Annotated in this window: 16 protein-coding genes; all 16 read right to left on the bottom strand. The window is 38.6% G+C overall.

Annotated features, from left to right (window positions below; all coding sequences use genetic code 11):
* Positions 1 to 32: 32 nt before the first annotated feature.
* The 16 genes from MB14_RS12760 to MB14_RS12685 all read right to left on the bottom strand — a co-directional run bounded on the left by MB14_RS12760 (position 33) and on the right by MB14_RS12685 (position 24821).
* The gene (locus MB14_RS12760; RefSeq protein ID WP_221405488.1) at positions 33 to 3161 is read right to left on the bottom strand and encodes an efflux RND transporter permease subunit; all 3129 of its coding nucleotides are present in this window, start codon (positions 3159 to 3161) and stop codon (positions 33 to 35) included.
* Between the two features lie 15 nt (positions 3162 to 3176).
* Entirely contained in the window at positions 3177 to 4199 is a 1023-nt protein-coding gene (locus tag MB14_RS12755; protein ID WP_062592156.1) for an efflux RND transporter periplasmic adaptor subunit, read from the bottom strand.
* A gap of 201 nt (positions 4200 to 4400) precedes the next feature.
* Entirely contained in the window at positions 4401 to 5219 is an 819-nt protein-coding gene (locus tag MB14_RS12750) for a helix-turn-helix domain-containing protein (RefSeq protein WP_157716590.1), read from the bottom strand.
* A gap of 379 nt (positions 5220 to 5598) precedes the next feature.
* Complete coding sequence (locus tag MB14_RS12745) at positions 5599 to 8319, bottom strand: S9 family peptidase (protein WP_062592153.1); 2721 nt, start codon at positions 8317 to 8319, stop codon at positions 5599 to 5601.
* Positions 8320 to 8849: 530 nt separating this feature from the next.
* The gene (locus MB14_RS12740; protein ID WP_062592151.1) at positions 8850 to 9518 is read right to left on the bottom strand and encodes a bifunctional 4-hydroxy-2-oxoglutarate aldolase/2-dehydro-3-deoxy-phosphogluconate aldolase; all 669 of its coding nucleotides are present in this window, start codon (positions 9516 to 9518) and stop codon (positions 8850 to 8852) included.
* A gap of 1 nt (position 9519) precedes the next feature.
* Positions 9520 to 10551 carry a sugar kinase gene (locus MB14_RS12735; protein ID WP_062592150.1) on the bottom strand — a complete coding sequence of 344 codons (1032 nt, stop codon included), beginning with the start codon at positions 10549 to 10551 and terminating at the stop codon, positions 9520 to 9522.
* A gap of 15 nt (positions 10552 to 10566) precedes the next feature.
* Positions 10567 to 11319: an SDR family NAD(P)-dependent oxidoreductase gene (locus tag MB14_RS12730; protein WP_062592148.1), complete on the bottom strand. Its 753-nt coding sequence runs from the start codon at positions 11317 to 11319 to the stop codon at positions 10567 to 10569.
* 36 nt (positions 11320 to 11355) lie between these two features.
* Positions 11356 to 12612 carry an MFS transporter gene (locus MB14_RS12725; RefSeq protein WP_062592145.1) on the bottom strand — a complete coding sequence of 419 codons (1257 nt, stop codon included), beginning with the start codon at positions 12610 to 12612 and terminating at the stop codon, positions 11356 to 11358.
* Positions 12602 to 12970, bottom strand: coding sequence for a cupin domain-containing protein (locus MB14_RS12720; RefSeq protein ID WP_062592143.1), 369 nt, complete (start codon positions 12968 to 12970; stop codon positions 12602 to 12604). The genes MB14_RS12725 and MB14_RS12720 overlap by 11 nt, the downstream gene beginning before the upstream one ends.
* A gap of 2 nt (positions 12971 to 12972) precedes the next feature.
* The gene (locus MB14_RS12715; RefSeq protein ID WP_062592141.1) at positions 12973 to 15228 is read right to left on the bottom strand and encodes a heparinase II/III domain-containing protein; all 2256 of its coding nucleotides are present in this window, start codon (positions 15226 to 15228) and stop codon (positions 12973 to 12975) included.
* A 7-nt stretch (positions 15229 to 15235) separates the two neighbouring features.
* A complete protein-coding gene (locus MB14_RS12710; protein ID WP_062592139.1) occupies positions 15236 to 17479 on the bottom strand; it encodes a polysaccharide lyase 6 family protein in 2244 nt (747 codons plus the stop codon).
* Between the two features lie 72 nt (positions 17480 to 17551).
* Positions 17552 to 18439 carry a polysaccharide lyase family 7 protein gene (locus tag MB14_RS12705; RefSeq protein ID WP_062592137.1) on the bottom strand — a complete coding sequence of 296 codons (888 nt, stop codon included), beginning with the start codon at positions 18437 to 18439 and terminating at the stop codon, positions 17552 to 17554.
* Entirely contained in the window at positions 18439 to 19266 is an 828-nt protein-coding gene (locus MB14_RS12700) for a PKD domain-containing protein (protein ID WP_062592135.1), read from the bottom strand. Before MB14_RS12700 ends, MB14_RS12705 begins: the two co-directional genes overlap by 1 nt.
* Positions 19267 to 19377: 111 nt before the next feature.
* A complete protein-coding gene (locus tag MB14_RS12695) occupies positions 19378 to 20745 on the bottom strand; it encodes a RagB/SusD family nutrient uptake outer membrane protein (protein ID WP_165899462.1) in 1368 nt (455 codons plus the stop codon).
* Between the two features lie 11 nt (positions 20746 to 20756).
* Entirely contained in the window at positions 20757 to 23849 is a 3093-nt protein-coding gene (locus MB14_RS12690; protein WP_062592131.1) for a SusC/RagA family TonB-linked outer membrane protein, read from the bottom strand.
* 261 nt (positions 23850 to 24110) lie between these two features.
* On the bottom strand, positions 24111 to 24821 hold the full coding sequence (locus MB14_RS12685; RefSeq protein ID WP_062592129.1) for a FadR/GntR family transcriptional regulator: 711 nt from the start codon (positions 24819 to 24821) through the stop codon (positions 24111 to 24113).
* Between the last annotated feature and the right edge of the window lie 205 nt (positions 24822 to 25026).

The raw sequence follows: 25026 nt of genomic DNA, 5'->3' as shown, positions 1-25026 counted from the left end.
TTCAATTGACTTTATGTGCATTCAAGAAGATATTATTGAAATGCAGACTCTAGTTGTTCAGTGGTTTGATGTGAATGAGCTTCAGTACTTACATTTACCTTTACATATTTATAATATAGTACAGGTACTATAAATAATGTCATCACCATAGAAACCAATAACCCTATGGCCAATACACTGCCCAGCGGTGCCCAAAGTGGGGATTTACCAATAATCATTGGGACAACCCCAACTGCAGCGGCAATAGAAGTCAAGAAAATTGGGCGCATACGCCTTTTACCCGATGCTTTAGCGGCATTTTTAACGGAGTAACCATGTTCTAAAACCAATTCATCGGCATAATCCACAAGAATAATCCCATTCCTTACCACTATACCAATGAGACTTATGATTCCCATAAAAGCTGTAAAGCCTAGAGGATTACCAGTAAGAATAAGACCTAAAAATGCACCTAATAAGCTGAGAGGGAATGTGGCTAATATCACCAGTACTTTTGTGAAATCTTTGAACTGAAATAGTAGAACGAGGAAGATTAATATTAAACTAATACTTAATGACATCATCATGCCTGGTGCTGTTTCTCTCGTACTTTCGTATTCACCTCCATATTCAATAGTGATGCCATCTGGCAACTCTAATTCGGCAATTTTTGGCATTATATTATTCTGCACATCGGCAGCTTTCAGCCCCATTTGTGCTTCGGCAAGTACAGTCAATGTTCTTAAGCCATTGCGGTGTGTTATCACTCCAGTGTGCCATTCAGGCGTTACCTCTGCAACTTCTTTTAGTGTCACCTTAGTACCGAAAAGAGTTGAAATACTTAAAGACTCTAAATCACTTATTTTTTCCCGACTATTCGCATCATATCGTAATAGGATATCGATGGCTTTATCACCTTCATATAAAGTGGAAACCGGAAAGCCTTTCAATCCTGCTCCAAGGGTCTGGGAAACCATTGCGTTGGTCACACCTAACCTGTTGGCTTTGTCATCTTTCAAATTGACTTTTACACCGTAGTAATCATCTTGATATGATGTTCTTACCCAATTTGTACCTTCAGCAGCTTCTAATATGTTCCTAACTTGTTCTGCAACTTGTTTTTGATGGCTTAAGTTTTCTCCAACGATCCGTACTTCTAAAGGCGCAGGCGTATCTTTCATGGATAATTGCCTGATTCTTATATAGCCATCAGGAATAAAACCTTCAAACTTTTTAACATAGTCATCAGCTAATTCTTGAGTTGCCTCCTTGCCTGTAGTTGTAATGAATATTTGTGCAAAATTTTTACGAGGAAACTCAGGTGCATAGGTAGAATGAAATCTTGGTGAACTAGTACCTACAAAGCTTGCTACTCCTATTACCCTTTCATCATCTTTAATCTCAGACTCTATTTGGTTAACAACATCTTCAGTTTGCTCCAAACTCCCTCCATTGGGTAGCCAAACTTCAATGTTAAATTGATTTCTCTCGCTCGTTGGGAATAGCTCTTGTTCAAGATCAGAAGCAATCACTAGAGCTAATACAACAGATGATAAACCAATGAATAAAGTTGTTCTTGGAAATCTAAAAGCACGATCTAAGACTTCATTAAATGTATATTGAAGCCTGTCTAACAACGATTTATTTCCCCGATGATCACTTACTTTGTTTTTCAATCCATTTCTTATGAATATATAACACATGTAGGGTGTCAGTAACAGCGCAACGAGTAAAGAAGTAAATAGAGCAACTGCAACAGCTATTGGTAAGGCTTGAATAAACTCTTTAGCAAGACCATTCAGGAAAAATGCTAAAGGAAGAAAAGCGAATACAATAGCCATGGTAGCTGTAAAAATTGGCACCATTAATTGAGTGGCACTTTGCCATGCGGCTGTCCATCTGTCTATGCCTTCATCTAATTTTTCAATGTAATTATCTACTACAACAATAGCGTTGTCCACCACCATTCCGAGAACAATAATTAGGGCAGCAAGTGTAACCTGATGAATTTCGATGCCAATCATATTTAACACTCCAAAAGTGATTACAATGGCAATGGGGCAAGCGATGGCCGAAACAATAGCTACCCTGAACGGAAGTAGTATAATGACCACAATGATTACAGCCAAGATTGCTATTACAAACTCTAACATAAAGTGGCTAATACTTCCTTTTACTACTGATGGCTGATCGACAATTGTGTTTATAGAAACATCTTGAGGTAACTGCAGCTTGATAAGATCAATTTTCTCGTTTAGCTTCTCTCCAAACTGAACGATGTTATTTCCTGGCTGCATTTCTACAGTAAGCATCATCACTCTATTATTGTCCACTTTAATAAAGCTTGAAGTTTCTTCATACCGCTGCTCAATAGTTGCAACATCTTTTAAGCGAACTACTTTGCCATCGGGACTGCTATATATAATTTGATTACCTATATCAGCTTTGTTTTGATACTGGTTTTTCGCAAACACAGATACTTCGGAGTTTTCTACAGTAATCCCACCAGCATAACCGGTGTTGTTTTGCATTTGAATAATCTGCGCAATTGAAGTAAAATCAAAACCGTATTGCATCAGCTTTTCATCTAAAACAGTAACATAAATCTGCTGTTTCTGCCCTCCATAGCGTTTTATTTTAGAAGTCTCATTAATGGTTTTTAAGCCATCTTCTAAAACATCTAAATACGATTCTATTTCAGCATAACTACGGCCTGGTGCAGAAACGGTAATCATTTGGGCTACCACATCACCAAAATCACTATTCACTATAGGGCCAATCATGCCCTGAGGTAGTGTGAAATTCTGTCGAAATGTAGTGTTTAAACCATGTTGAAGTGTAGCCCAAAAACGATCTGTATCTTTTACGTTTTCATTTAACTCAGCTGTTATAATAACTTGACCTTCTTTAGTTTCTGAAATAGTTTTCTCCTTTCTTATTTCTTCGAAACTAAATAAAAATTGCTCTATTTTATTGGTCAATTGTTGCTCTACTTGCAGCTCATCAGCCCCAGGGAATACAGCAATAATTAATCCCTTACGTACCGTTATCTGAGGATCCTCACTTCTGGCCATAGTAGCCAAAGAATAGATGCCCAATAGCATTAATAACACGGTAAGAACAATAGTGACCTGTCGGTACTTCATTGCCGCTTCGATAAAATTCATCTTAACTCTCTTCATTTTATTGCTGTGTTTTTAATTAGATCTGACAGTAATTGTTTGTCCATCTTTCAAGGTTCGATGACCAGCGATTACTATAGCATCTTGTTCAGCCAAACCATCGGTAACAACTATTTCATTACCATTAAAACCACCGAGAGTGACCCTCTTTCTAATTGCCTTATTGTCTTTTACTACAAACACATAAACAATATTATTAGCATCTCTCACTACAGCTTCTGGAGGAATAGAGATAATGTTTATTTCATTATCCGTTTCTATTTTTATATTGCTGATCATACCGGGTAGTAGTTTGTTATCAGAGTTATCTAGCCTCACTTTTACATTGAAAGTTCTAGTCAAGGCATCAGCGCTAGGGTTTACTATAGCGACTTTACCATCGAATATTTCGCCTAGAGATGCAACTTCTATTTGAGCAGAGGTGCCAATTTTAAGTTTAGAAATTTCCGACTCTGTAATAGAAGCTTTTGCATAAACTTTATCGGTTTTCATTAGAGTAAATGCAGGAACCCCAGGTGCTGCCGTAGCTCCTAGTTCGGTTAGTTTTGCTGTGATAACTCCTGAAAATGGAGCGTATAACTTGGTGTCGGCTAAATTTTTCGCAGCTAAATTTTTATTAGCACTCGCTTGGGTAGAAGCTACTTTAACCGCAATAAAGTCGCGTTCTGGTAAACTTCCTTTTTCATACAAGCCATTTAGTCGAGTAAAATTATCATTAGCTTGTTCTAAGCTAGCATTAGCAATGTCAAAAGCATTTTGGTAACTAATTTCTTCTATCGAAGCGAGTAGTTGACCCTTCTCTACTTTTTGACCTTCTTGTACATGAACCTCGGAAACTCTTCCTGGAACAGCAAAACCTATTGAGACAGTATTGTCTGCTTTTATTGTACCACTGTAATTGAGTACTTCTTTTGTAGAAGTACGCTTTAAATTGCTTAATGTAACTTTTGGTATTACTTCTACTGTTATTTTCTCTGGTTTATCTGAACAGCTAGTTAGAAGTAGAACAAGTGCAGCTATAGCGATTAAATGTTTCATTGATGTGTCTATTTCCCTAATAATTATTTTTACTTATGCTGCAAAATTGCTTGTAAACAGGTACATGATAAAGGTTCATAAAAAGAACAAATTGGTCCAAAACAGTTATTTTTACTATGATTGGATAGTCGTCTATTTATTCACTATCGGATAACCTCATCTTACAGTTGAGGAGATAGAAACATTAAAAACCAGTGATAATCAGCGTTGAGCGCCTTTTCGGAACGCTTTAGGTGAGAAACCTACATGCTTTTTGAAGAATTTACCGAATGAGGATTGGTCACTAAACCGCAACTCATAGGCTATTTCTGAAATACTTAATGAAGGAGAGCTTAATAGTAGTTTTGCTTCTAATATGACGGCTTCATCTATTAATTGATTAGCCGTTTTTCCGAAAACCTCTTTTAAAACTTTGGATAAATAACCTGAAGTGATACAGAGAACGTCTGCGTAAAACTTAACTGTACGTTCATTTTTTAGGTTTTCATTCAGTAGGTTTAAAAAACGAAGTGCCAGATCCTCTTGCCGAGATAAATCTGCCTCTAAATTCGGATAAACCTTTTTAAAAATAGAGGCGAAATGGTATAGTAATAATCTAAACGATGAATTGATAAGTTCTTCTTTAAAGGGATTGACTTCAATCGTAAATCGATTATTACGCTCCAGGATTTTGGCAATTGAAATTGTAGAGTCCGTTTCTTCATTAGACAACTTTAACTTAGGAATATTGCTAGAAGAGAAGAAGTCAAAGGCATCAAAGTCTTCTTTCTTAAAAGCGTTTTGAATAATAAAGTCAACTGTAAAGCTTACAGAAACCACACTTAACTCTGAACTTATTTCGAGAATGTGTGCCACCACCTGAGGCCTGACAATGATAATTTCGTTACGGTTAAGAGTAAGAGTAATTAAATTTAATTGAATTTTTAAAGTGCCAGAAGTTATTAATATGAGTGAAAAACTATCTCTTTTAAATGGGTAGTTTAAGGGATTACTTTCAAACCTATTACGAGAAATATGCACATATAGGCCATCGCTTTGGCTTGGGTCGTCACCTAGAATTTCTATTAATTCACGTACGGTATGACTTCTTATTGGTGCGTTTTTCAAAAAAACTATAATCGTTATAAATGAATATGGTTACATATTTAGTACTCAATGAGCTGATTGTCAAATGAAAACTGTTATATGTTTTTTGTATACGGACCAAAGCAAAGGGAAACTATAACTAGGGTTAACATCTTTCACGCATACTAACAATAAACTTATTTTGGGTGAGAGTGAGTAATAAAGAATTAGATGACCATTTCTTCACTTCCAGCTTCTTTCAATTTTCTGTAATAAACAAACTCTGAGGTTAAACTTTATAAAGTCAAACCTCAGAGTGATTACTAGTTTTAACTTATTTATTTCCTTCCATTACCTCAGGTCCAACCCTCTTTTTATCTGCGTTAGGAATACCTTGAGTCATCCATAACGGAGCTGGAGCACCTTTAAGGTAATGGTCAAAATATTGCTTCATCCGGATTTGGAAATCCTTCTGATTGTCTTCTTTGGCCAAATGATGCGGCTCGTCTGGATAAGATAACATAATTACTTCTTTGCCCAGTCTGCGCGCGGCAGAATAAAACTCCAAACCTTGGTTCCAATCTACTGCTCCATCAGCAGTACCGTGTAAAAGCAAGAAAGGTGTTTTGATATTTTGTGCATGAAACAATGGAGATTGGTCTTGATACAATTGCATATTCTCCCAAGGACTTACGCCCATTCTACCCTGAGACCATTCAATGATTGGTCCATTCAAACTACCCGACTGCTTGTAAGCAATATTGTACATACTGATGAGGTTAGTCAGAGGTGCACCAGTCACAACCGCAGCAAACATATCAGTTTGGGTGACTATAAAGGAAGTCTCGTAACCTCCCCAGCTATGACCTTGTAAACCAATGCGTTCAGGATCAGCATAGCCCAACTTAATTACTTCTTTGGCTGCACTGGTCACATCGTCTAAAGCAGAAGAGCCTGGCTTGCCTTCGTCAAAAACGATATCGGGCATTAACACCAAATAACCATTGCTGGCGTAGGTACTCATGTGCGGTCTATCGTCATAAGTAGGCATAGAATACTGATGGTGGCGCTGCGACATTTTCTCATAGAAGTACATTATCATTGGATACTTCTTAACCGGCTCATAATCGGCTGGTAAGGCCAAAGTGGCTTGTAGCTTATTTCCTCTTTGGTCAGTATAGTCTACCAAAACCCTTTTCCCCCATTTGTAATTAGCCTGTTGGGGGTTGGCGTCTGTGATTTTCTTTGGGTTCTTAAATGTCAAGTCTGCTACATAATAATCCGGGAAATCCACAAAGGTCTGTTCTGTAAAAATGAGCTTATTGGCATCTTTTGCTTTGGTTGGCCTTCCTATCATACTGTCCTCATAGCGCAGTACTTTGGGATTTTCACCCACTTCTACAGAATAATAACCCGACTTTTTGGTCCATTCGCCATAAGCAGATAATAAAAGTGGTTTGCTCAAGTCGTAGTCGTCTGCTTCGGGATCTAATTGTGTAAGCCTGAACCGAATTTCTTCGTCATCGCCCATGCCTTGGGTTATGTTTTTGGCTTCGTTTGAATTTAACGAAATGGCCCAAATATCATATTTGTTATTCAAAAGTAACCACTTGCCATCTTTTGACCAGCCTGCTACTCCATATGAAGGCTTTTCCACAGGTGTATCGTAGTCTTCATTTTTAAAACTCACCCCAGTTTTGGCAGTCATATTGGTGGTTTTACCTGTTCCGAAATTGTAAGCGAATATTTCTCCTTCCCTTGAGAAAACCGTCCATTCACCATTCGGAGACAAACCTAATTTCCAATATAACCTTTCCGTAATCAGCTTCTTCTCTCCTGTCTGTGTATTTACACTATAAATATCTGCGTAATTACCCGGAATGGTAACATCACCACGATACTTCACATTATTTTGGCCAACTGCCCATTGACTCTTTTCACTGTAACTTACATTGGGCATGTCCTCATTTTCCAATTGAATAAACTTCTTATTTCCCAAGTTCAAAACAGCTGTGTAAGTAGCCCTGCGGTCTCTGCCTGCCTGCACCATTTGCACAGACTGCACACGCTCATCTTTCCAATGCCATACATCTACATTAGCTTTCAATTCATCTTCCTTCTTTAATTCCTTTGTTTGTGCCTTCACTCCAAAATAGAGTTGCGTGCTATTTTCATTCCATGCTAATCGACCATATTCACTGATAACCATATTGGATGGAAAGCTTGAATCAGGCGAGTAAGTATTTTCATTATTGATAGCAGACATGCCAGAAGTAAGGTTAGAAGCCCAGTAAATCTTGTTATCCTGTTCTACATTTCCTTTTTCAGTGCTGCCAAACAATACAGCAATCTTATCTCCTTCTTCGTTCCAAGCCATTTGGCTGTAGGTGTAAGCTCCAGTATGTAATGGCCAAGAGCGATTGTTGCTCAGGTCGATGATGTACAAACCATTGCCGTTGTCGCCATCAGCATCTACCAAATAAGCGAAGAGAGATCCCTTTTCATTGAAGGCATAGCTTGATACGTTTCCGATATTCAGCGTTTTATCACTTTTCAAGTTCTTCAGAATAAGGTCACTACCCTTATGTTCAGCTTTTCTATCGTTTGGGTTTTTCTGTATGGCTATATAATTAGATGCTTCGGAAAAACTATAACCGCTAGTGTTTTCGATCTTTAAGACAGTATTAGAGGCTAGATTAAATAATTCAAGCGTACTGGAACTTGGTTGCCCCGCTTTCTTTTGTTTTTCTGGAACATCGGTAAGGTAGGCCACCCATTGATTGTCCATAGAGAAATTCACTTGCTTTCCGTTAATGACACTGCGGACTGTATCACCGTCTACTTTGCGAATATAAAGACGTGAATCGCCATTATTGGGCACATAAGAATAAGTCATCCAAAGCCCATTGGGTGAAATAGAAGTGTTTCTGATGCTGTTCCACTGGTCATAATCGTCAAGCGATAAAGCTTTCTTTTCTTGACTTATGGCTACTTGACTGAAAAGTAATAATCCAAAAAGGAGTGTGTAAAAATGTGGTTTGAAGAGTTTCTGCATGACAAAAGCGCATTTAAGGTTATATGAGAAGGAAGCTTCTCTAAAAGTTAATGGTGATGTCGATCAATATACAGCTTATCCTTATGATTTAGAACTGTACTTTTTTATAGGAGATGTTTTTTGATGTGAGTAAAGTGTTCACCACAGAATACGCTAAGAATTGCAGAAATATTTTTATGGGGAGAAGTAGGTTAAGTATATCATTTAATCACCACTATAGACTCAGCTTATTTCTTGAGTTGATTAAAATGACACCTACGGAATGACTTAAATTCGAGGTTTGAGCTATTACACAAGCTTGAGTGAAGGAATTAATCGAAAAGGAAGTGTATGTTATTAAATGGGCTTTGATTAAAGCTAAGAATGAATCTGTGTCAATACTCAAATCACCCGAGCTGCCCGATTGTCTATTGGGGTTTTACTTAACAATCTGAATTTGCAGATTTCAAATTTGTTTTACTCAAGTTTCCTATGGACAATCAGGCAGTCAGCTGAATTAACACATATATCTATGTTTGTTTTTATTGGGCTTATCTGAAGTTTTCTACAAACTGAATCGATTTTCTAACGCTTGACTCTAGCGCTGAATAATTACCGTTTTGGATTACATCTTTAGTAAATAATTGAGACCCCAGTCCAACACAATGTACTCCAGCTTTAAACCAAGTAGATAGGTTTTCTTCAGTAGGTTCTACCCCTCCCGTTGGCATAATGCTGGCCCAAGGTAATGGCCCTCTCACTCCCTTTACAAAAGATGGCCCTCCTACTGATCCACCAGGGAAAACTTTAACCACTTCAGCCCCTAATTCATGGGCTAGTGATATTTCAGTTACACTTCCGCATCCAGGAGACCAAGCCACTTTTCGCTTATTACAAATACGAGCCATTTCTGAATCTACAATGGGCGACACTATGAAATTTGCACCAATTTGAAGGTAAAGTGCTGTAGTAGGTGCATCAATTATCGAACCTACTCCTAGCATCATTCCAGGAAGCTCTGCCAAAGCATATTTATTGATTTCAGCAAATACTTCATGAGCCATGTCTGCCCGGTTTGTAAATTCAAAAACCCTAACTCCCCCATCATAACAAGCTTTCAGTAATGCTTTGCAGACTTCTGGATCGGGATGATAAAAGACTGGCACAATGCCAGTCTTATACATACTTGTGGTTACTTCTATTCTTGTAAAGTTTGCCATGTCAACGATTTATTCTTCCTACAGACTTACTGTTCATAAAGTGATTAATCTCTTGTTCAGTAGCGATATTGTAATCACCTGGAACTGTAAGCTTTAAACTTGATGCAGCCAAGCCAAAATCAAGAGCCATTTGCTGATCCTTATACTCAAGTACACCATGTAAGTAAGCCCCCATAAATGAGTCGCCACCACCTATACGCTCTACAATAGAATTGAGATCGTAAACCTTACCTGTGATAAAACTGCCTTCGTGATAAACCACCCCCGACCACCTATTATGGGTAGCATTGATGGTTTGTCTTAGCGTGGTAACAACCGTTTTAATATTCGGAAACCGTTCTACCAACGCTTTACTAACAAATTCATGGCATCGCTTACCAAAACCTTCTACTTCTTGATAATCGTCTTCAGTAGGCTCTATTCCTAAATAGTTAGCTACGTCTTTCTCGTTCGCCAATACCACCGTAGACATTGAAATCAGTTCAGGCATTACATCTTTAGGATCGGCACCATACTTCCAAAGCATACCTCTGTAATTAAGATCGCATGAAATGGGAATTCCCATTTTATGTGCTACTGTTATAGCCTTAAGGCATGCTCTGGCGGTTCCTTCAGATAAAGCAGGTGTAATACCTGTCCAGTGAAACCAGTCAGCTCCATCAAGAATAGATTCCCAATCAAAGCTGTTTTCATCTACTTCACTGAAAGAAGAGTTTTTACGGTCATAAATAATCTGACCACCTCTCACTGAAATACCCCGCTCTAGAAAGTAAATTCCCATTTTCTCTCCTGAGAATTTGACATTATCTACGTTCACACCCCATTTCATTACCTCACGGATGGCAGTTCGCCCTATCATGGTGTCTGGTAACTGCGTTACGTAATGTAGTTTATGTCCCATTTGACTTAAACTAATTGCCGTATTGGCTTCAGCCCCACCATACACAACACGATAAGTGTCTGCTTGTGCAAATCTGAAATTCCCCGGAGGGGTCAGGCGCATTAATAATTCTCCAAAGGTTACAATTTTCATTCTTTCTAATAAGAATTATGAGAAGGCTAAGCCTCCATTAATATCAATATTGGTTCCTGTTACAAAAGAGGTAGCAGAAGACGCTAAGCAAGCTACTAAATTAGCAACTTCTACAGCTTCTCCTTCTCTTCTTAATGGAGTACCATTGGCTACATTGGTTCTAACTTGGTCTTTGGTAAATGTATCGTGGAAAGTAGTAGCAATCATACCTGGGCATAATGCATTAACTCTAATATTCTTTGGACCTAATTCTTTGGCCATTGAACGAGTAAAGGTCATAACAGCACCTTTTGAAGTAGAATATGCAGAAGCACCTGGACCACCACCATCTCTACCTGCTTGAGATGCAAAGTTGACGATAGAAGCGCCTGATTTCATGTGTGGAACAACAGCTTTAGTCATTAAGAACACGGAATTCATATTCAATTTCATTACAAAACTGAAGAATTCCTCATCCATTTCTTCAATGGTTTTTCTGGCAACCAATCCACCTGCTACATTCACTAAAACATTAATTTCATCACCGTAAGCCTTAATTGTTTCGGCTACTACAGCATCAACATCAGACGCCTTGGTCATGTCACCATATACAATGATACCAGTACCCCCGAAAGACTCAATTTCTTTTAATGTATCTTCTGCTTGTTCTTTATTATCGAAATAATTAACAACCACGCGTGCACCTTCTTGTGCTAATTTGATTGAAACTGCACGGCCTATATCTCTTGCCCCACCTGTTACTATTGCTACTTTGTTCTTAAGTGTCATATTTAAAATTTTATTGTTAATCGTTTTATTAATTTTTTAACTAATCGGTTTAATTTCCTTAGCAAACCAATACACTGAACCTACTCCAAGCGGAACAAAAACAGCGATCATTATAAAAATTGGTGTGTAAGAATAATCTGTAATTACTGGTACTAGAAAGTTCATGATAAAGACAGAAAACAGTCCAAATGTCCCTCCAAGCCCGGCTAAAGAGCCACAAGATTTGCCACTGAAAAGATCACTGGCTAAGGTTTGAATGTTACTGATAACAAACTGGAAACCATAAAGTACTAGCGCTACTATAAGCACAAACTTAAGTGCTGTATCGGCAAACATGATGGTCATGATGAGACCAACGAACATGATGATTCCACCAATCAGTATTGTACGCTTTCGCGCTTGGTCTACACTGGCTCCATTTAGCATTAATCGGCCTGCAAAGTAACCTCCGGAAAGACTACCAAGGGCTGCTCCTACATAAGGTACCCAAGCAAAAAAGCCAATTTCCTTAACATTAAAGCCATAAACATCTGCGAGATAAATAGGCATCCATCCCACGAACAACCACCAAATCGGTTCAATAAAGAACCTAGAAATGAGTACTGCCCATGAGGCCCTATGAGAGAGAATTTCTTTCATACTGAGCCCTTTGCCTTCAGCATTATCTGCCTCTGACTGACCGTTTTTGATATATTCCTTTTCTTCTTCGGTAATCCAAGGGTGACCATTTGGTTTTGCCTTATTAATTATAAGCCATGGAATAACCCAAATAAGCCCCAAAACTCCGATAAGAATAAAAGTAGTTTGCCAACCGTAGGCAATCCATAGAATAGCGATAAGAGGCGGAGCAACCACAGAGCCTAATGCAGCACCCGAGTTGAAAATGCCCTGTGCCATTGCCCGCTCCTTTACCGGGAACCATTCTGCGTTACTTTTAACAGCGCCCGGCCAATTTCCTGCTTCTCCCAAGCCCAGTATTACGCGGAAAGCCGAGAATGAGAAAATACCTTTTGCCATGGCGTGCATCATAGTTGCAAGGCCCCATACGGTAATTGAAACTACAAACCCAAAACGGGAACCAATCTTATCGAACATTTTGCCAGACAATGATTGTCCTATGGCGTAAGCCACCATAAAGACATTCAGAATAAGTGCATAGTCATTTTTGTCCATGCCCAAATCTTCTGAAATGCTTGGCCACATAATGCTCAATGCAGACCGATCTATGTAATTAATTACCGTAGCTATACCGATCAGTGTGATGATCCACCACCTAAGTCCTTTAACTTTCATGTTGGATATTTGAACTGAAAAAATCTTCTCTTATAGGGCTAAATACATCAATAAGTTCACCCTTTTCTAGGCAAATAGCTCCGTGATCAACATGAGGTGGAATGTAAAAACCATCACCTGCTTTTATTATTTTCTTTTCTGTACCTACTTGAAGTTCGAAAGCACCACTCACTACATAAGTTGCTTGACTATGATGATGCTCATGCACCTCTCCTATTGCTCCTTTTTCGAACAGTACTCTGGCCATCAAAATCTTATTATCATAGCCCATAATCTGCCTTTTTAGGCCCGGCCCCACATCTTCCCATTCCAGCTCATTACCAAAGAGAAATTCTTTGCTTGCAAATACTTTTTCCATATTTATTTCTGATTACTTGATTGATCGAACAGGTGAAAGCTGCCTTTCCAGGCAAACTTTTCCCCGTTCTGTACTACTTCGTGTTTTGCTTCCGCAGCATTGTCGTTGTTGGATATCGCGAATACCCATGATCCGCCATTCTTATGTGTGAATGCAACCAATGAATACTGTTCGTCATTTCTCAAAATTTCCAGTTGTTGGATCTGACTATAAGTATTCGTGGCTATTTCCGATACAGTAGAATAGGCACCATGTACTTCTAAAATGCTAGCAAAAAGCGTATTACCAGTTGTTGTTCTCCTTGTTATCAAGATGGGGTCGCGTCTGAGATTGAACTCAGGGTCAGTGGCTCCCAATCTTGCATGAATAATTTTGTCTTTTGCTGTTGAAACAAAGGATTGAGTGTAGAATCGGTTCTTACTGAACCAACTCATCTGGCTTGTTCCTTTTGTTAGTTTTGCTTCTGCTTCGTTCCAGAGGTGTTCATAGCCATCTGAATTACCCAGTTTTTCCATGGATTCATGGACTTCAAAGTCAAAACTCGTTTTCATTAGTTGGCCTTGATACAGTAAAGGCAAATCGTAATTGTTTTGTCCTTTTGCTGTTACTCTAAATAGATCGAGTAGAATTGGATTTTCAAACGATGGATGCTTTATTATCACCATGCTGCGATGCAATCCCGTGTTTTTATATACCTGATTGTTTTTAGCACTGACAACCTTTATGTTTTCATCCGTAGCGTTAAAGAGGTATGGCTCACCATGGTATTTATCTGCTTCGGTAACATTTCCACCAAATTGTGAAGCGTTATTGATGACGAGTGTATTATGCGCAACGGTTTGTTTTGCCCACGTTTTGTTTTCGTTCAAGTAACCACCTCCCGATTTCTGCTCAATGTTCACCCATCGTGCTGCACCATAATCCTGAATGATTTCATCACCATTCAAATAGTAGAGAAAAGAAAGTTGATCGAAGTGACCATGTCCCATGCCGTGCTTGGCATATTTCATCACCAAGGTTAGCTCATCTTTATTTGCGTATTGTCTGAGTATCCCTATTCCACCTTCATCTCCATTTGGCCCGTCAGTAAACATAATGCTAGGCTTAACAAAAGGTTTTACATTCGCTTTTTCCAAAGCCAGAGCAGCCTCTAGTCCTGCATCATCAAGCGAAACCTTTCCTTGGTCGACAACAATGGCCAGTAAAGCCTCATCTTTATGTCCATAGTGAAAAGCAGTACTTACTGCTGTAATTAACTCTCTTGAGTAAACAGACATTCCTTTTTGGGCATCGTTGAAAGGAAAGAACTCACCTTCTGAGTTTGTTTGATATAACAAAGCATACACAGCTTTTATCAATAGTCCATTACGATGCTCAAAAATCTTAAGGTCAGGTTTTTTATTGGCCAATGCTTGCGCAAAAATCAGAAATGGATACATGGCATAACGCTGATAATAAGGCCCTTCCGTAAAATAACCATCAGGTGAAAAAGCAAAATCTATCTGAGCAATAAAGCCCGCTTCTTCTTGGCCTTCTTGAAGAATAGAGCCCCCATCATTATCCACTTGTGTACTCTTTAAATCAGACGACTTTAAGCCATATAAGGCCCTTTGAACAAGTTTTTCATCGTCCATTACGAGTCCAATCATACCTACAGCGGCATTCGCCCAAGTACTGTGGTTATGAATTCGGTTGAAGAATTGCGGAGTTTCTACAGAGAGAAAATCAGCCATTGGTCTGAAAAGCATTGAGTTCAAGGCATTTCTTTCTTCTTCCGAAATCCAATCATAAATACAGTCGTAAGCCTGGCTTACATAAACGAGCCAGTTCGCATCATTCAAACACTGCCAGAAGAACTTACCAGGGGCATATGATCTTTCGGATGGATGTCTGTCGAATGTTGGAAATAACAATGCATACGCCTTTAATGTCTCATGGATGTAACGAGCATAGTCTTCATTTCCAGTTACCTGAAATAGCACACCAGCCTTCTGAAGCATTAGAAAATTTGACTTATGCTGCTCATGAGTATAGCCTCCGGCTAAATCCTTGGGTACAGGTACTTTTATTCCTTTAGCAATGTATTCGTCCACCTCTTTCTGTACTTCGTTTAATGAGGCACTGAAAAGTGGAGACTTAGTGCCTTCCCTTCTCATTTGCTCTACTCCCGCTTTAGTAAGTATAAGCGAAGGGTGCTGTGCCATTAGGAACTGTGCAGAAAAGCAGCTTAGGATGAATATGATGATTCTTGCTTTCAATCTATTTCTATTTAGAGATTGTATTGCTCTCTGATTTGTATTCGTTGTTATTGGATACTATACCACCAGAATTTTTCATGGTATTGTTTTTTATTACTGTAACAGGCTCTCCGTTTGTGAGGTAAAGCGTTAAAGGTGCACTGCTCGTCCAAATATTGTTTTCTACACTTAAGTCTTGAACTCCATGGAATTTTAATGAAGCACTGGTTTTGTTACGGTCGCCAAGGCCACTATTTTCAAATGTGTTTCCTTTCACTGATACAATAGGGCCAAAGGTGCTTTCATCTGTTCCACCTCTGTAGATATTGGCGATGGCTCCTTGAATTTTCGAAAAACTACTGTTCTCAATAATTACGTCTTCCACATTGTAGATACCGAGATCTTCCACTTCTCTATCGAGAGAGAAAATTGATCCAGTCACATTATTAAAGTGTGAATTGGAGATCAAGAGCGTGTCTGCCATGGTGTGCTGGGCAATCTTAAGGAAGTTGAAACTATGGTTTACATCGAGATCAACGATTTCGCAGTTCTTCACAAAGAGCTTATAGTTACGATTCATTGAATACTTGCTTGTACTTACCACGCTATTGCCCGGTTCATCTGGCGACTCTGCTCCATCAATTTTAATATTATCAAGCTCAAGTCCACCTTCATTCTCAATATGGAAAAACGCTGACTTTCTTGATTTTATAATTGGTTTATCACCTGTTGGTGCTTTGATTGTGATGAGGTGATTTATTCTGAAATCTTTCGTGATCAAATAATCCTTCCCATTTTCTAATTCCAGCACATCTCCTTGACTACTTTGTTCAAAAGCTTCAAGTAAAGTGTTTGTGCCTGGTGCTACTTTAATTACTTCACCAGTTCTAAAAGTTGGCTCTGGACCTGGTTTCGGATAATAGCTCGCTCCTGTTTCTTCTTTCGATACAGGAAGACTGATTTTCTCCATGCCTATTTTGGCAAGCAACGCCTGATCCGGTACTAAAAGTCCTTCAGCGTTAGTCGTTAGGCTAAAAGGTACTTTGTCGAAACCTGATTTAAATGGAATCTCAGCGTTGTCATTAATGATATTGCCTTCGAATGATATGCCTGAAACATCATCATACACTGTAAATGGATTGAGGTTGGTTTCGCTCATGATAATGTTACTCGTAAAGCTCGATCCTATTGGAACAGCCGAACGTTCTTCATCGCTACCCGCAGCAAGCTGAATATGATCTGAATCGACCACTACGTTTCCTTCAATTTTAGAATCTACCACTTGGTTGTAACGATTGATAGGTGAGTTTGGAACGCCATTCATTACTACCAATGCACCTCTAAAACGATACCCTGTAAGTCCGCTGAGGTAGTTATTTCTTACAGTTTGGTATTCATTAATTACTCTAATACCACCTGTGTTAGACTTTCTATTTCCCAAAAAATAATTTCCTTCTACTAAAGTATATTGCCCATGTCTCATGGTGAGTGTTCCCCTACTCTCAAAAAACACATTGTCTTTGTAAGTGTTGTTTCCTGATTTATTAGAGATCGTTTCATGCTCTCCATTCGTACGGTCGAAATAGTTTTTACTCACCATAGTTCGAGAGTTTGTAAGAGAGTAATGGCTTGTTCCAATTCTCAAAGTTTCACCACCATTTGAGCCGAGGTTTTGGCGTGGGCCAAAATAGTTGTAATCAATAAGGTGATTGTTTTCACGGCTTGCTTCAGTATTAAGTCGAACAGCCATAGTTACCCCTTGATTCCTTTTTCCGATCAAGCTATTGTGGTCGAATCGATTGTTTTTGCCATACATAGCTACCCATAGGTCTGAATCGAATCGTTCTTTTATATTGAAATTATCGATAACACAGTTGGTAACTCTGCTATTGTTTGCCAAATCTTCACTTGATGTTCTAAATGAAATTACTTCGGCTGTAGGTGTAAAACCATTTCTAAAAACCAACCCTGAAACCTCGAGAAATTCACCAGAAAGGCTTAAGTTAGACTCTCCTTCAATAAAGACTTTGCCTGGTGTTTCAGCACGTAAAATGATTTTCTGGTCTGCTGTACCAACTCCCTTAAATTCAATTTCCACATCGGTCCAAACTCCGTTGGCCATTACTATCTCAGTGCCAGGCTGGGCAGCAGAAATTGCTTGTTCCAGTTCAGTGAAGTTATTAACAAGGTTGTTATTTCCGCAGCTAGCCAAACCAATTGTTAAGGTTATTGCTAAGGCAACTAGTTTTAATTGTTTCAATGATTTATACATATTTTAAAATCAGGATATCGACCATGGCCAAAGCCCCTTTATGTTTATGAAAAGTGTATTACTGTTTTACTTCTATTTATCTAAATTATGAGACACCTCTAGACTATAATATTTTACAATAGCTTTTGCGCCTTTATCATTAGTTTGAAAGTAGTTACCAGCCTTGAAGTAATTTTCAAAAACACCCCACTTTTCAATATGATCACTACCGTAAACTATCCTTTCGTATCCGTTGAGCACCACTTCTAGCCTACCCTCAGATACAATTACTTCTAATGTGAATTTCCCAAAACCTACATCTTGACTAAAAGTGTGTCCTTTGTCATCTATCCATGCGTCTTTTTGAAGAATTTCAGTGGCATTGGCATTCAAGTTTTCTAATACTTTAGTCTTTACTCTAACTTTTCTATCCTGCCAATAAATTTTTAAAATTGGAGGAGCATCGTTATCGTCTCTGCCTAAAAGGTCCCTTTGTTCATTAGAAAGCCTACCGTGAATTTGCATCACAATCACTTTATGATATTTGCCTTCTTGGTCTTTAGTCACTTCAGAAACTGCCAATTGTCCCTTCATTCTTCCGCCTTGAGCAAATGTCCAGTTAACACTATTATTGCCAGGAACCATTTGCTCTCTCAACTCCGTACGGGGGTAGCTACTGTTCTGTGTGGTTACACCTCCTGGAAATGCATAGAACACCAATGACCCATCGATTGAGTCGTTATACATATAAGGCTGAAGCGTTTCATCCGTTGCATAAGCTATAATTTGAGGCGGATCTACTTCAAGGGGTTTAGAATCACCCACTGGAAGAGTTACTTTCCAGTGGGATAAGTCTACATTCGGCAACTTATATTTTGCCAAAGAACCGTCTGGATTTACCAGCACCTTTTCTGCACAACTACATAGAATTGTTAAGCAAAAGAGTAGCGCTAGAATGCCGTATGTCGGTTTCTGATTCATTAATCGTTTACAATTGTAAATGAATCAAAACGCGCTTCGGCTCCTTGGTTAGTGCCGTAAATAACAATCTGAGTATTATCGCCAGAATTGAATGACATAGAAGCCAGCACATAAGAACTAGCATCAGATTGGTCATTGAATGATTCTGATATTATCTCGGTGGTTCCATCAGAAGCTAAAATAGCCATAGTGACAGAGCCCGCTGGAGAGGTTTTTAAAGTGTAATAGAATGAAAGGATATAATCACTATTTCTTTCTACAGTAATCACTTGAATTAACTCTCTACTTCCATCTGCAGGTAGTTTAGCAGCTCTTGTTCCTGTGTGAACAGGACTAGTCGTAATTTGTAGCAATCTACTTCTATCCCCATTAGGGTTTGTCCAATTATCTCTGTAATCGTCAGAGCCTTGAATATCGAAGCCAGGATTGAGAATAACAGGTTCAAAAGCACTAATCGGTTGTACTATTTCTACTGTACTGGTAAAATCGCTGGTTAGTCCATTATTATCAGATGCCGTTAATTTTACATTATAAGTACCATCTACAGCGTAAGAATGAGTTGGGTTTCTGTCGGTAGAAGTTGCTCCATCACCAAAATCCCAAGCGAAGCCCGAAGCACTGATTGATAAATTACTGAATAGTATTTCCTTATACTCTCCATCTGATGGAGAGTAGCTGAAGTCTGCCGATGGCGGAGTCAAATCTGGAATACTGCCTTCACCAGGCAATTCTTCATCACATGAAATAGTAATGAATACCAGAAACAATATGCTTAGAAGTCCAGATAGCCTAGCGTTGTATGACTTTGTTTTTTGATTAAGTTTCATGATTTACTTTTTAAAATTTGGGAACATGAGGTTTCAAATTCAGATACTCTTGCTCTCCGTTTATGCTATGCATGCCCGAAGAGCAAAATATCTTTTACATGAAGTTTCGTTTTAGTAGCCTGGATTTTGTGTTAAAATACCAAAGCTTGTATCGATTTCTCTTTGCGGAATTGGTAACAACAAGTCCGTTGCAGCGAAATTATACCCTTCGCTCACCGCAAAGGCAGACAGTACACTTTCAGCTACACCAAAACGTACCAAATCATATAACCTGTGGTTTTCGAAAGCCAGTTCTATTCTTCTTTCTTTCAGAAGCATATCACGTGTCAATGTTGCACTACCGTCTAACGGTAGTGTGCTTAGCCCTACTCTATTTCTAATGGCATTATAGGATGCTATGGCATCTAAATCGTTTGTGGATGTACCGCCAGCCATAATAGCTTCAGCATGCATTAGGTATACGTCAGCCAATCTTAATACGATCCAATCATTACCACAAAGCCTAGCATCATTTGAAGTGGTCATAAATTTCCCTACCTCTAAACTTACATTTGGATTGAATAATGTGGCTGACCTTTCTGTATCTAATGGATCAACAGCGGCAATAAAATTATTGGTTACATAATTTAAACCACTAGCAAGTCCACCAGCCGTCATTTCAAAAGAGAAATCTTGGCTTTCATTGGTGTTGTCATTTAAGAACTGAATAGCAAAAATGATTTCTGAATTTAATTCAGAGTAAAATACATCACGGTAATCGTCAACTAATTCGTAGTCAGGGCTAGAAAGTAGCTGGCTAAGCAAAGTTTCAGCTGCAGGATAATTACCTGCTGTTAATTGAGCTTTTGCCAACAAAGCAGCAGCTGCACCACTAGTTGCACGGCCTTCGGCAATTCCAGATCGAGATGGTAATTTGCCCATTGCTTCTGTCAAGTCTGCGATGATGGCCGCAAGTACATCAGACTGTGGATCACGACTCATATACTCAGAGTCGGTTTGAATGATTACACGATCGATGTAGGGAACTGCTCCATAAGCCCGCATAAGGTTGAAATGAGCTAAAGCTCTTACAAATTTTGCTTCACCTTCATATTGAGCTCTTTGTGTATCATTGGTAACTACGTCTAAGTTTTCAAGTACTTTATTGGCTCTGAAAATCACATTGTAATTACTCGACCAATAGCTTGAGATAGCCAAGTTGGTTGGTCTAACATCAAATTCTTGAAATTGAGCCCAATCTCCTTCACTATTTTTTGTTCTGGTATTGTCAGAACGCATTTCAGTTAAGGCAAATTCGCGCAAGACAACATTTTGAAGTCCATCGTAAATGGCAACTACTGCAGCATTGATTTCATCTGGAGTATTGTAGAATGCATTATCTCCAATAGCCGAAATTGGCTGTAAATCAAGCTGGTCTTTACATGCAGTGAAACAGGAAAGCATAATCCCTGTCAACACAATTGTATATATTTTTTTCATAGTCTTCATGATTAAAATTCGATGTTCAAGCCTACTGAATATGTTCTATAAAGCGGTGCAGCACCTCTTTGATATCCGTAAGTAAGAGGGCTATCTAGGCCTTGGTTAATACCTTCTGGGTTCCAACCTTCATAGCTTTTAGACATTTTATATATTAGATTCTGACCACCTACATAAACTCTAGCACTTTTCAATCCTGTGCGCTCAATCACCTTGAATGGTATTCTATAGCCAATATTTAGGTTTCTTAAAGCCACGTAGGATGCATCTTGTACATCATCGCTAGTGTATATTCTTTCACGAACTAAATCGGCATCTGGGAAGCTAGACACATAGTCTTGTGCCGAAGCGAACTCATTATAGATATACTGCGAATCAATATTTCTTACTTCCGCTCCGTGAGAACCCTGGAACATAAAGCTGAAATCAAAATTGTTGTAAGTGAAGTTATTGGTGATACTCCAAATTAAATCTGGGAAAGGAGATCCTAAAATGGTACGATCATCAGTATCGATTACACCGTCTCCATTCAAATCCTTCACATAAATATCTTGGCTTTGGCCAGCAATCGGATAGAATGGATCACTAATGTAATCTGGAGCGATTTCACGGCTCACCACATAGCCATAGAAAGATGAAATAGGGTGTCCTTCAAGAGCAATCCACTCTGCAGGTCTCTTTTCATCTACCACGCTAATAAGGCCATTTGCTCCTGCAAAATTCACCAAGGTATTTTTATTGTGAGTTAGAATACCAATTGTACTCCATGAGAAGTTTGAATTACTATAGTTCTTCGAACCAAATTCGATTTCAAATCCTTTGTTTTCTACTTCTCCTAAATTCACAAGTGCTTCTGTAAAGCCCGTTACTGAAGGTATTGGCTGATTTAGAAGTAAATCTTTACTCTTTCTTACATAGTAATCAAGCCCCAGTGTTAGTCTGCCATTTAAGAAAGCAGCATCTACACCTGGGTTTACTTCTACAAGTTTCTCCCAACGTAAGTCTGAATTAGAAATATTTGCGGCATTAAAACCTGTAATTACCCCACCATCTAACACTGCTCCAGCAGGCTCAATCAAACCAATATGAGCATATCGGCCAATGCCGGAGTTGCTACCTGTTTGTCCGTAGCTAAAACGGAATTTCAAATCTGAAATAACATCACTATTTCTTAGAAAATCTTCTTCCGCAGCTCTCCAGCCCACAGATACGGCAGGGAAAACACCATACTTATTATCTGGGCTAAATTTTGAACTACCGTCAGCTCTAGCACTCAGAGAAACCAAATACTTGTCGGCATAAGAATAATTGAATCTTCCAAAGAATGAAACTAGCGATTCTTCAAATTCAGCAGTTTCTGCACCTACTACATTTGTAGCTGGAATAGTTTGAATGTAATCGAAGTTGTAACCAGCTGCTTGAATACCTGTAGTTTGTCCATCGTACTTTTCATAGGCAAATCCAACAACAGCACTTATGCTATGTTTGTCAAAGTCTTTAACATAGTTAAAGGTGTTTTCATTAACTATATGTGTTTGAGAAAGTGTTGAAATGGTAGATTCTGAATCAGCTGCACCATTTCTACTTGCTTTAACACCAGTCCAGTTTTGGTATTTTCTGTAACGGAAATCGCCACCAAATGAAGTTTTAAAGAAAAGGTCGTTTGTTAAATTGAACTTCAAGAAGATGTTAGAAAATATTTTTGACTCTACTTTTCTGTATTCTCTTTCCAATACCTTCGCTAAAGAAGATGCATTTGAGGTAGTGCTAATTGATGTACCCCCTGAAGCTACTGGTGCTCCAAGATCCATGTCATAATTATCAAACATTCGTTCCATGGCATAATCTCCTACTTTCGCATCTGCCCAACGTCCGTTTTCACGCTCTCTATTTACATACTGAATGTTATTCTCGTCAAGATATAGAGGTAGCCATGGGGCACTTCTCATTGCATCATGAAGGCCTATTGGGAATCTTCTTTGATTAGTAAATGAAGGGTTTAGGGTTATCCCGAACTCTACTTTTTCATTCACTTTGGTGGTCATGTTCAATGAGAAATTGACTTTCTCATATTCATCAGTGAGCAATACACCTTCATCTTTTAAGTAACTAGCTGACGACCTGTATTTGGTGTTTTTTGTACCACCTTTAACAGATAAGCTATGGCTATTAATAATACCGCCATCATACATTACATCTTCCCAGTCTGTAGATGTCCCTAATAATTCAATGTATTTTAGCTTTTCGGTAAGTTCTCCATTGTTGTTTGCTCTTACCATGCTTGTCCAGTCATCAACTGTTGAAAGCACATCATTTTTTGGAACAGACTTAAAACCCACATAACTGTTATAAGAAAATACAGTTGGTCCCTCTTTTCCTGATTTCGTAGTAATCATTACGATTCCATTGGCTCCACGAGATCCGTAAATAGCAGCTGAGGCAGCATCTTTAAGTATTTCTAAAGATTCTACATCATTCATGTCAATATTGCCTAGGTAGTCACTATCTACAACAAGGCCATCGACCACTACAAGTGGATCGGAGAATGAAGTGATAGAACCAGGCCCTCTGATTCGTAGAGTGGGTGCTTCACCAGCTGCTGGGTTTGTTTGTTGAATATTTACTCCTGCAACTTGACCTACTAAAGCGTCATCAACACGTGAAAGTGGGATTTGATCAAGCTTTTCGTTTGTAACCTTTGAAATGGAACCCGTTACGAGTGATTTGCGCTGCGTTCCATAACCCACAACTACAAATTCACCAAGTTCCGTTGTTTCTTCATACATGGTTACATCAACCTGTGTCTGATTATTTACAGGAATAATAACCTCAGTGTAGCCAATAAATGTGAAACTGAGAACTTCGCCAGATTGGGCATCAATGGTAAACTTACCATCGGCATCTGAGATTGCTCCTTTTTGCGTTCCTTGAACTCTGATTGTAACTCCTGGGAGTGGTAAACCGTCATCTGTAACAACTTTTCCTGCTATTTTATCGCCCGTTTGTCCGAACGTTTGCATAGAGACTACTAGAAAAAGTAGCATGATGCTCTTTAGTACGATACTCCGTTTCAAACGGGAATCGAGTGAGTGAAAAATTTTCATTTCTTGATTGTTAGATTTCAAAATATTGAATGTCAGATTTGCAGGAACGACATTGGAGGGGTATTCCGGGAAATATTTTTTACATTTGTCCCTAGAATTTCCTCAGAGCTATTTCGATACCGATCGCCAAATTGATATTTCGAAAGTAGTTTGAGACATTCCTACCGATTATGGATTGGCCTACTGGCTAATCCATTTTTTTTAACAAGTATTCATAATGATGAGTGTTTGTTTGGTTGATTCATTTAATTCTTAGATTGATTAGAGCTTCTTTGAAAAATCCATCAAGTCTTGTAAATGCTCTCGCATTGCTTCTTCGACTCCCTTAACATCCTTGTCTTTAATTTTGGCAATAATCAATTCATGTTCAGCAATAGCTCTTACCGATCTACCGTCTCCGCAAACATCATGTTGCTTGAAATAACTTAGAATGTCTGGCGTAATGATGAGCATTAGTGATTTCAAAACTGAATTCTTTCCGGCTTCAGCAATTTTCAGGTGAAACATTACATCTTCCTCTACTGCCTCGCTCCCGTCCAATACTGCTTCTTTATAAGAAAGCAATGAGCTTTCTAAAGCTGCAATATCTTCATCGGTTCGTCTTACAGCAGCAAACTTTGCTGAGTTACATTCTAAAAGAAAACGAGTTTCAACTAATGAATGAAAGTCTGTACCCTCTAATTCGAGTACATCCGTAATCATACCTTCTAATGCTCTGATTCCGAAACCAGCAACAATAGTCCCACTTTGAGGAAGAGTTTTAAGAATACCGTAGAACTCGAGTTTTCTAATGGCATCTCTAACACTCGTTCTTCCAATACCAAAGCGTTCGCTTAACATCCTTTCAGATGGAAGCTTGTCACCAGGTTTTAACTGTCCTGAGGAAATGAGTTTTTTGATCTGGTTGATGATTTTATCAACCGGCTTTTCAATTACTATTTCCTTAAAGTTATTTAATAAATCGATCTCCATGCTTAACTAGTTTACCAACAACTGGTCGACCAATTTAAAAGGAATAAATTAATTTAAAAAGAAATGGAGTAGGAATTACGGGAGTGGACGGATCAAAACCTCTATATTTTAGAGTGTTGCGAAATAAAAAGTGTTATTCTGCCCAGAATACAGAGATTTATGGGTGTCAAGAAATTTTTACAGAAAAGTTATTTTTTCTTGCTAT

It is taken from the genome of Roseivirga ehrenbergii, assembly GCF_001593005.1.
GTDB classification, from domain to species: domain Bacteria; phylum Bacteroidota; class Bacteroidia; order Cytophagales; family Cyclobacteriaceae; genus Roseivirga; species Roseivirga ehrenbergii.
This window is presented reverse-complemented; position numbering and strand designations above follow the sequence as displayed.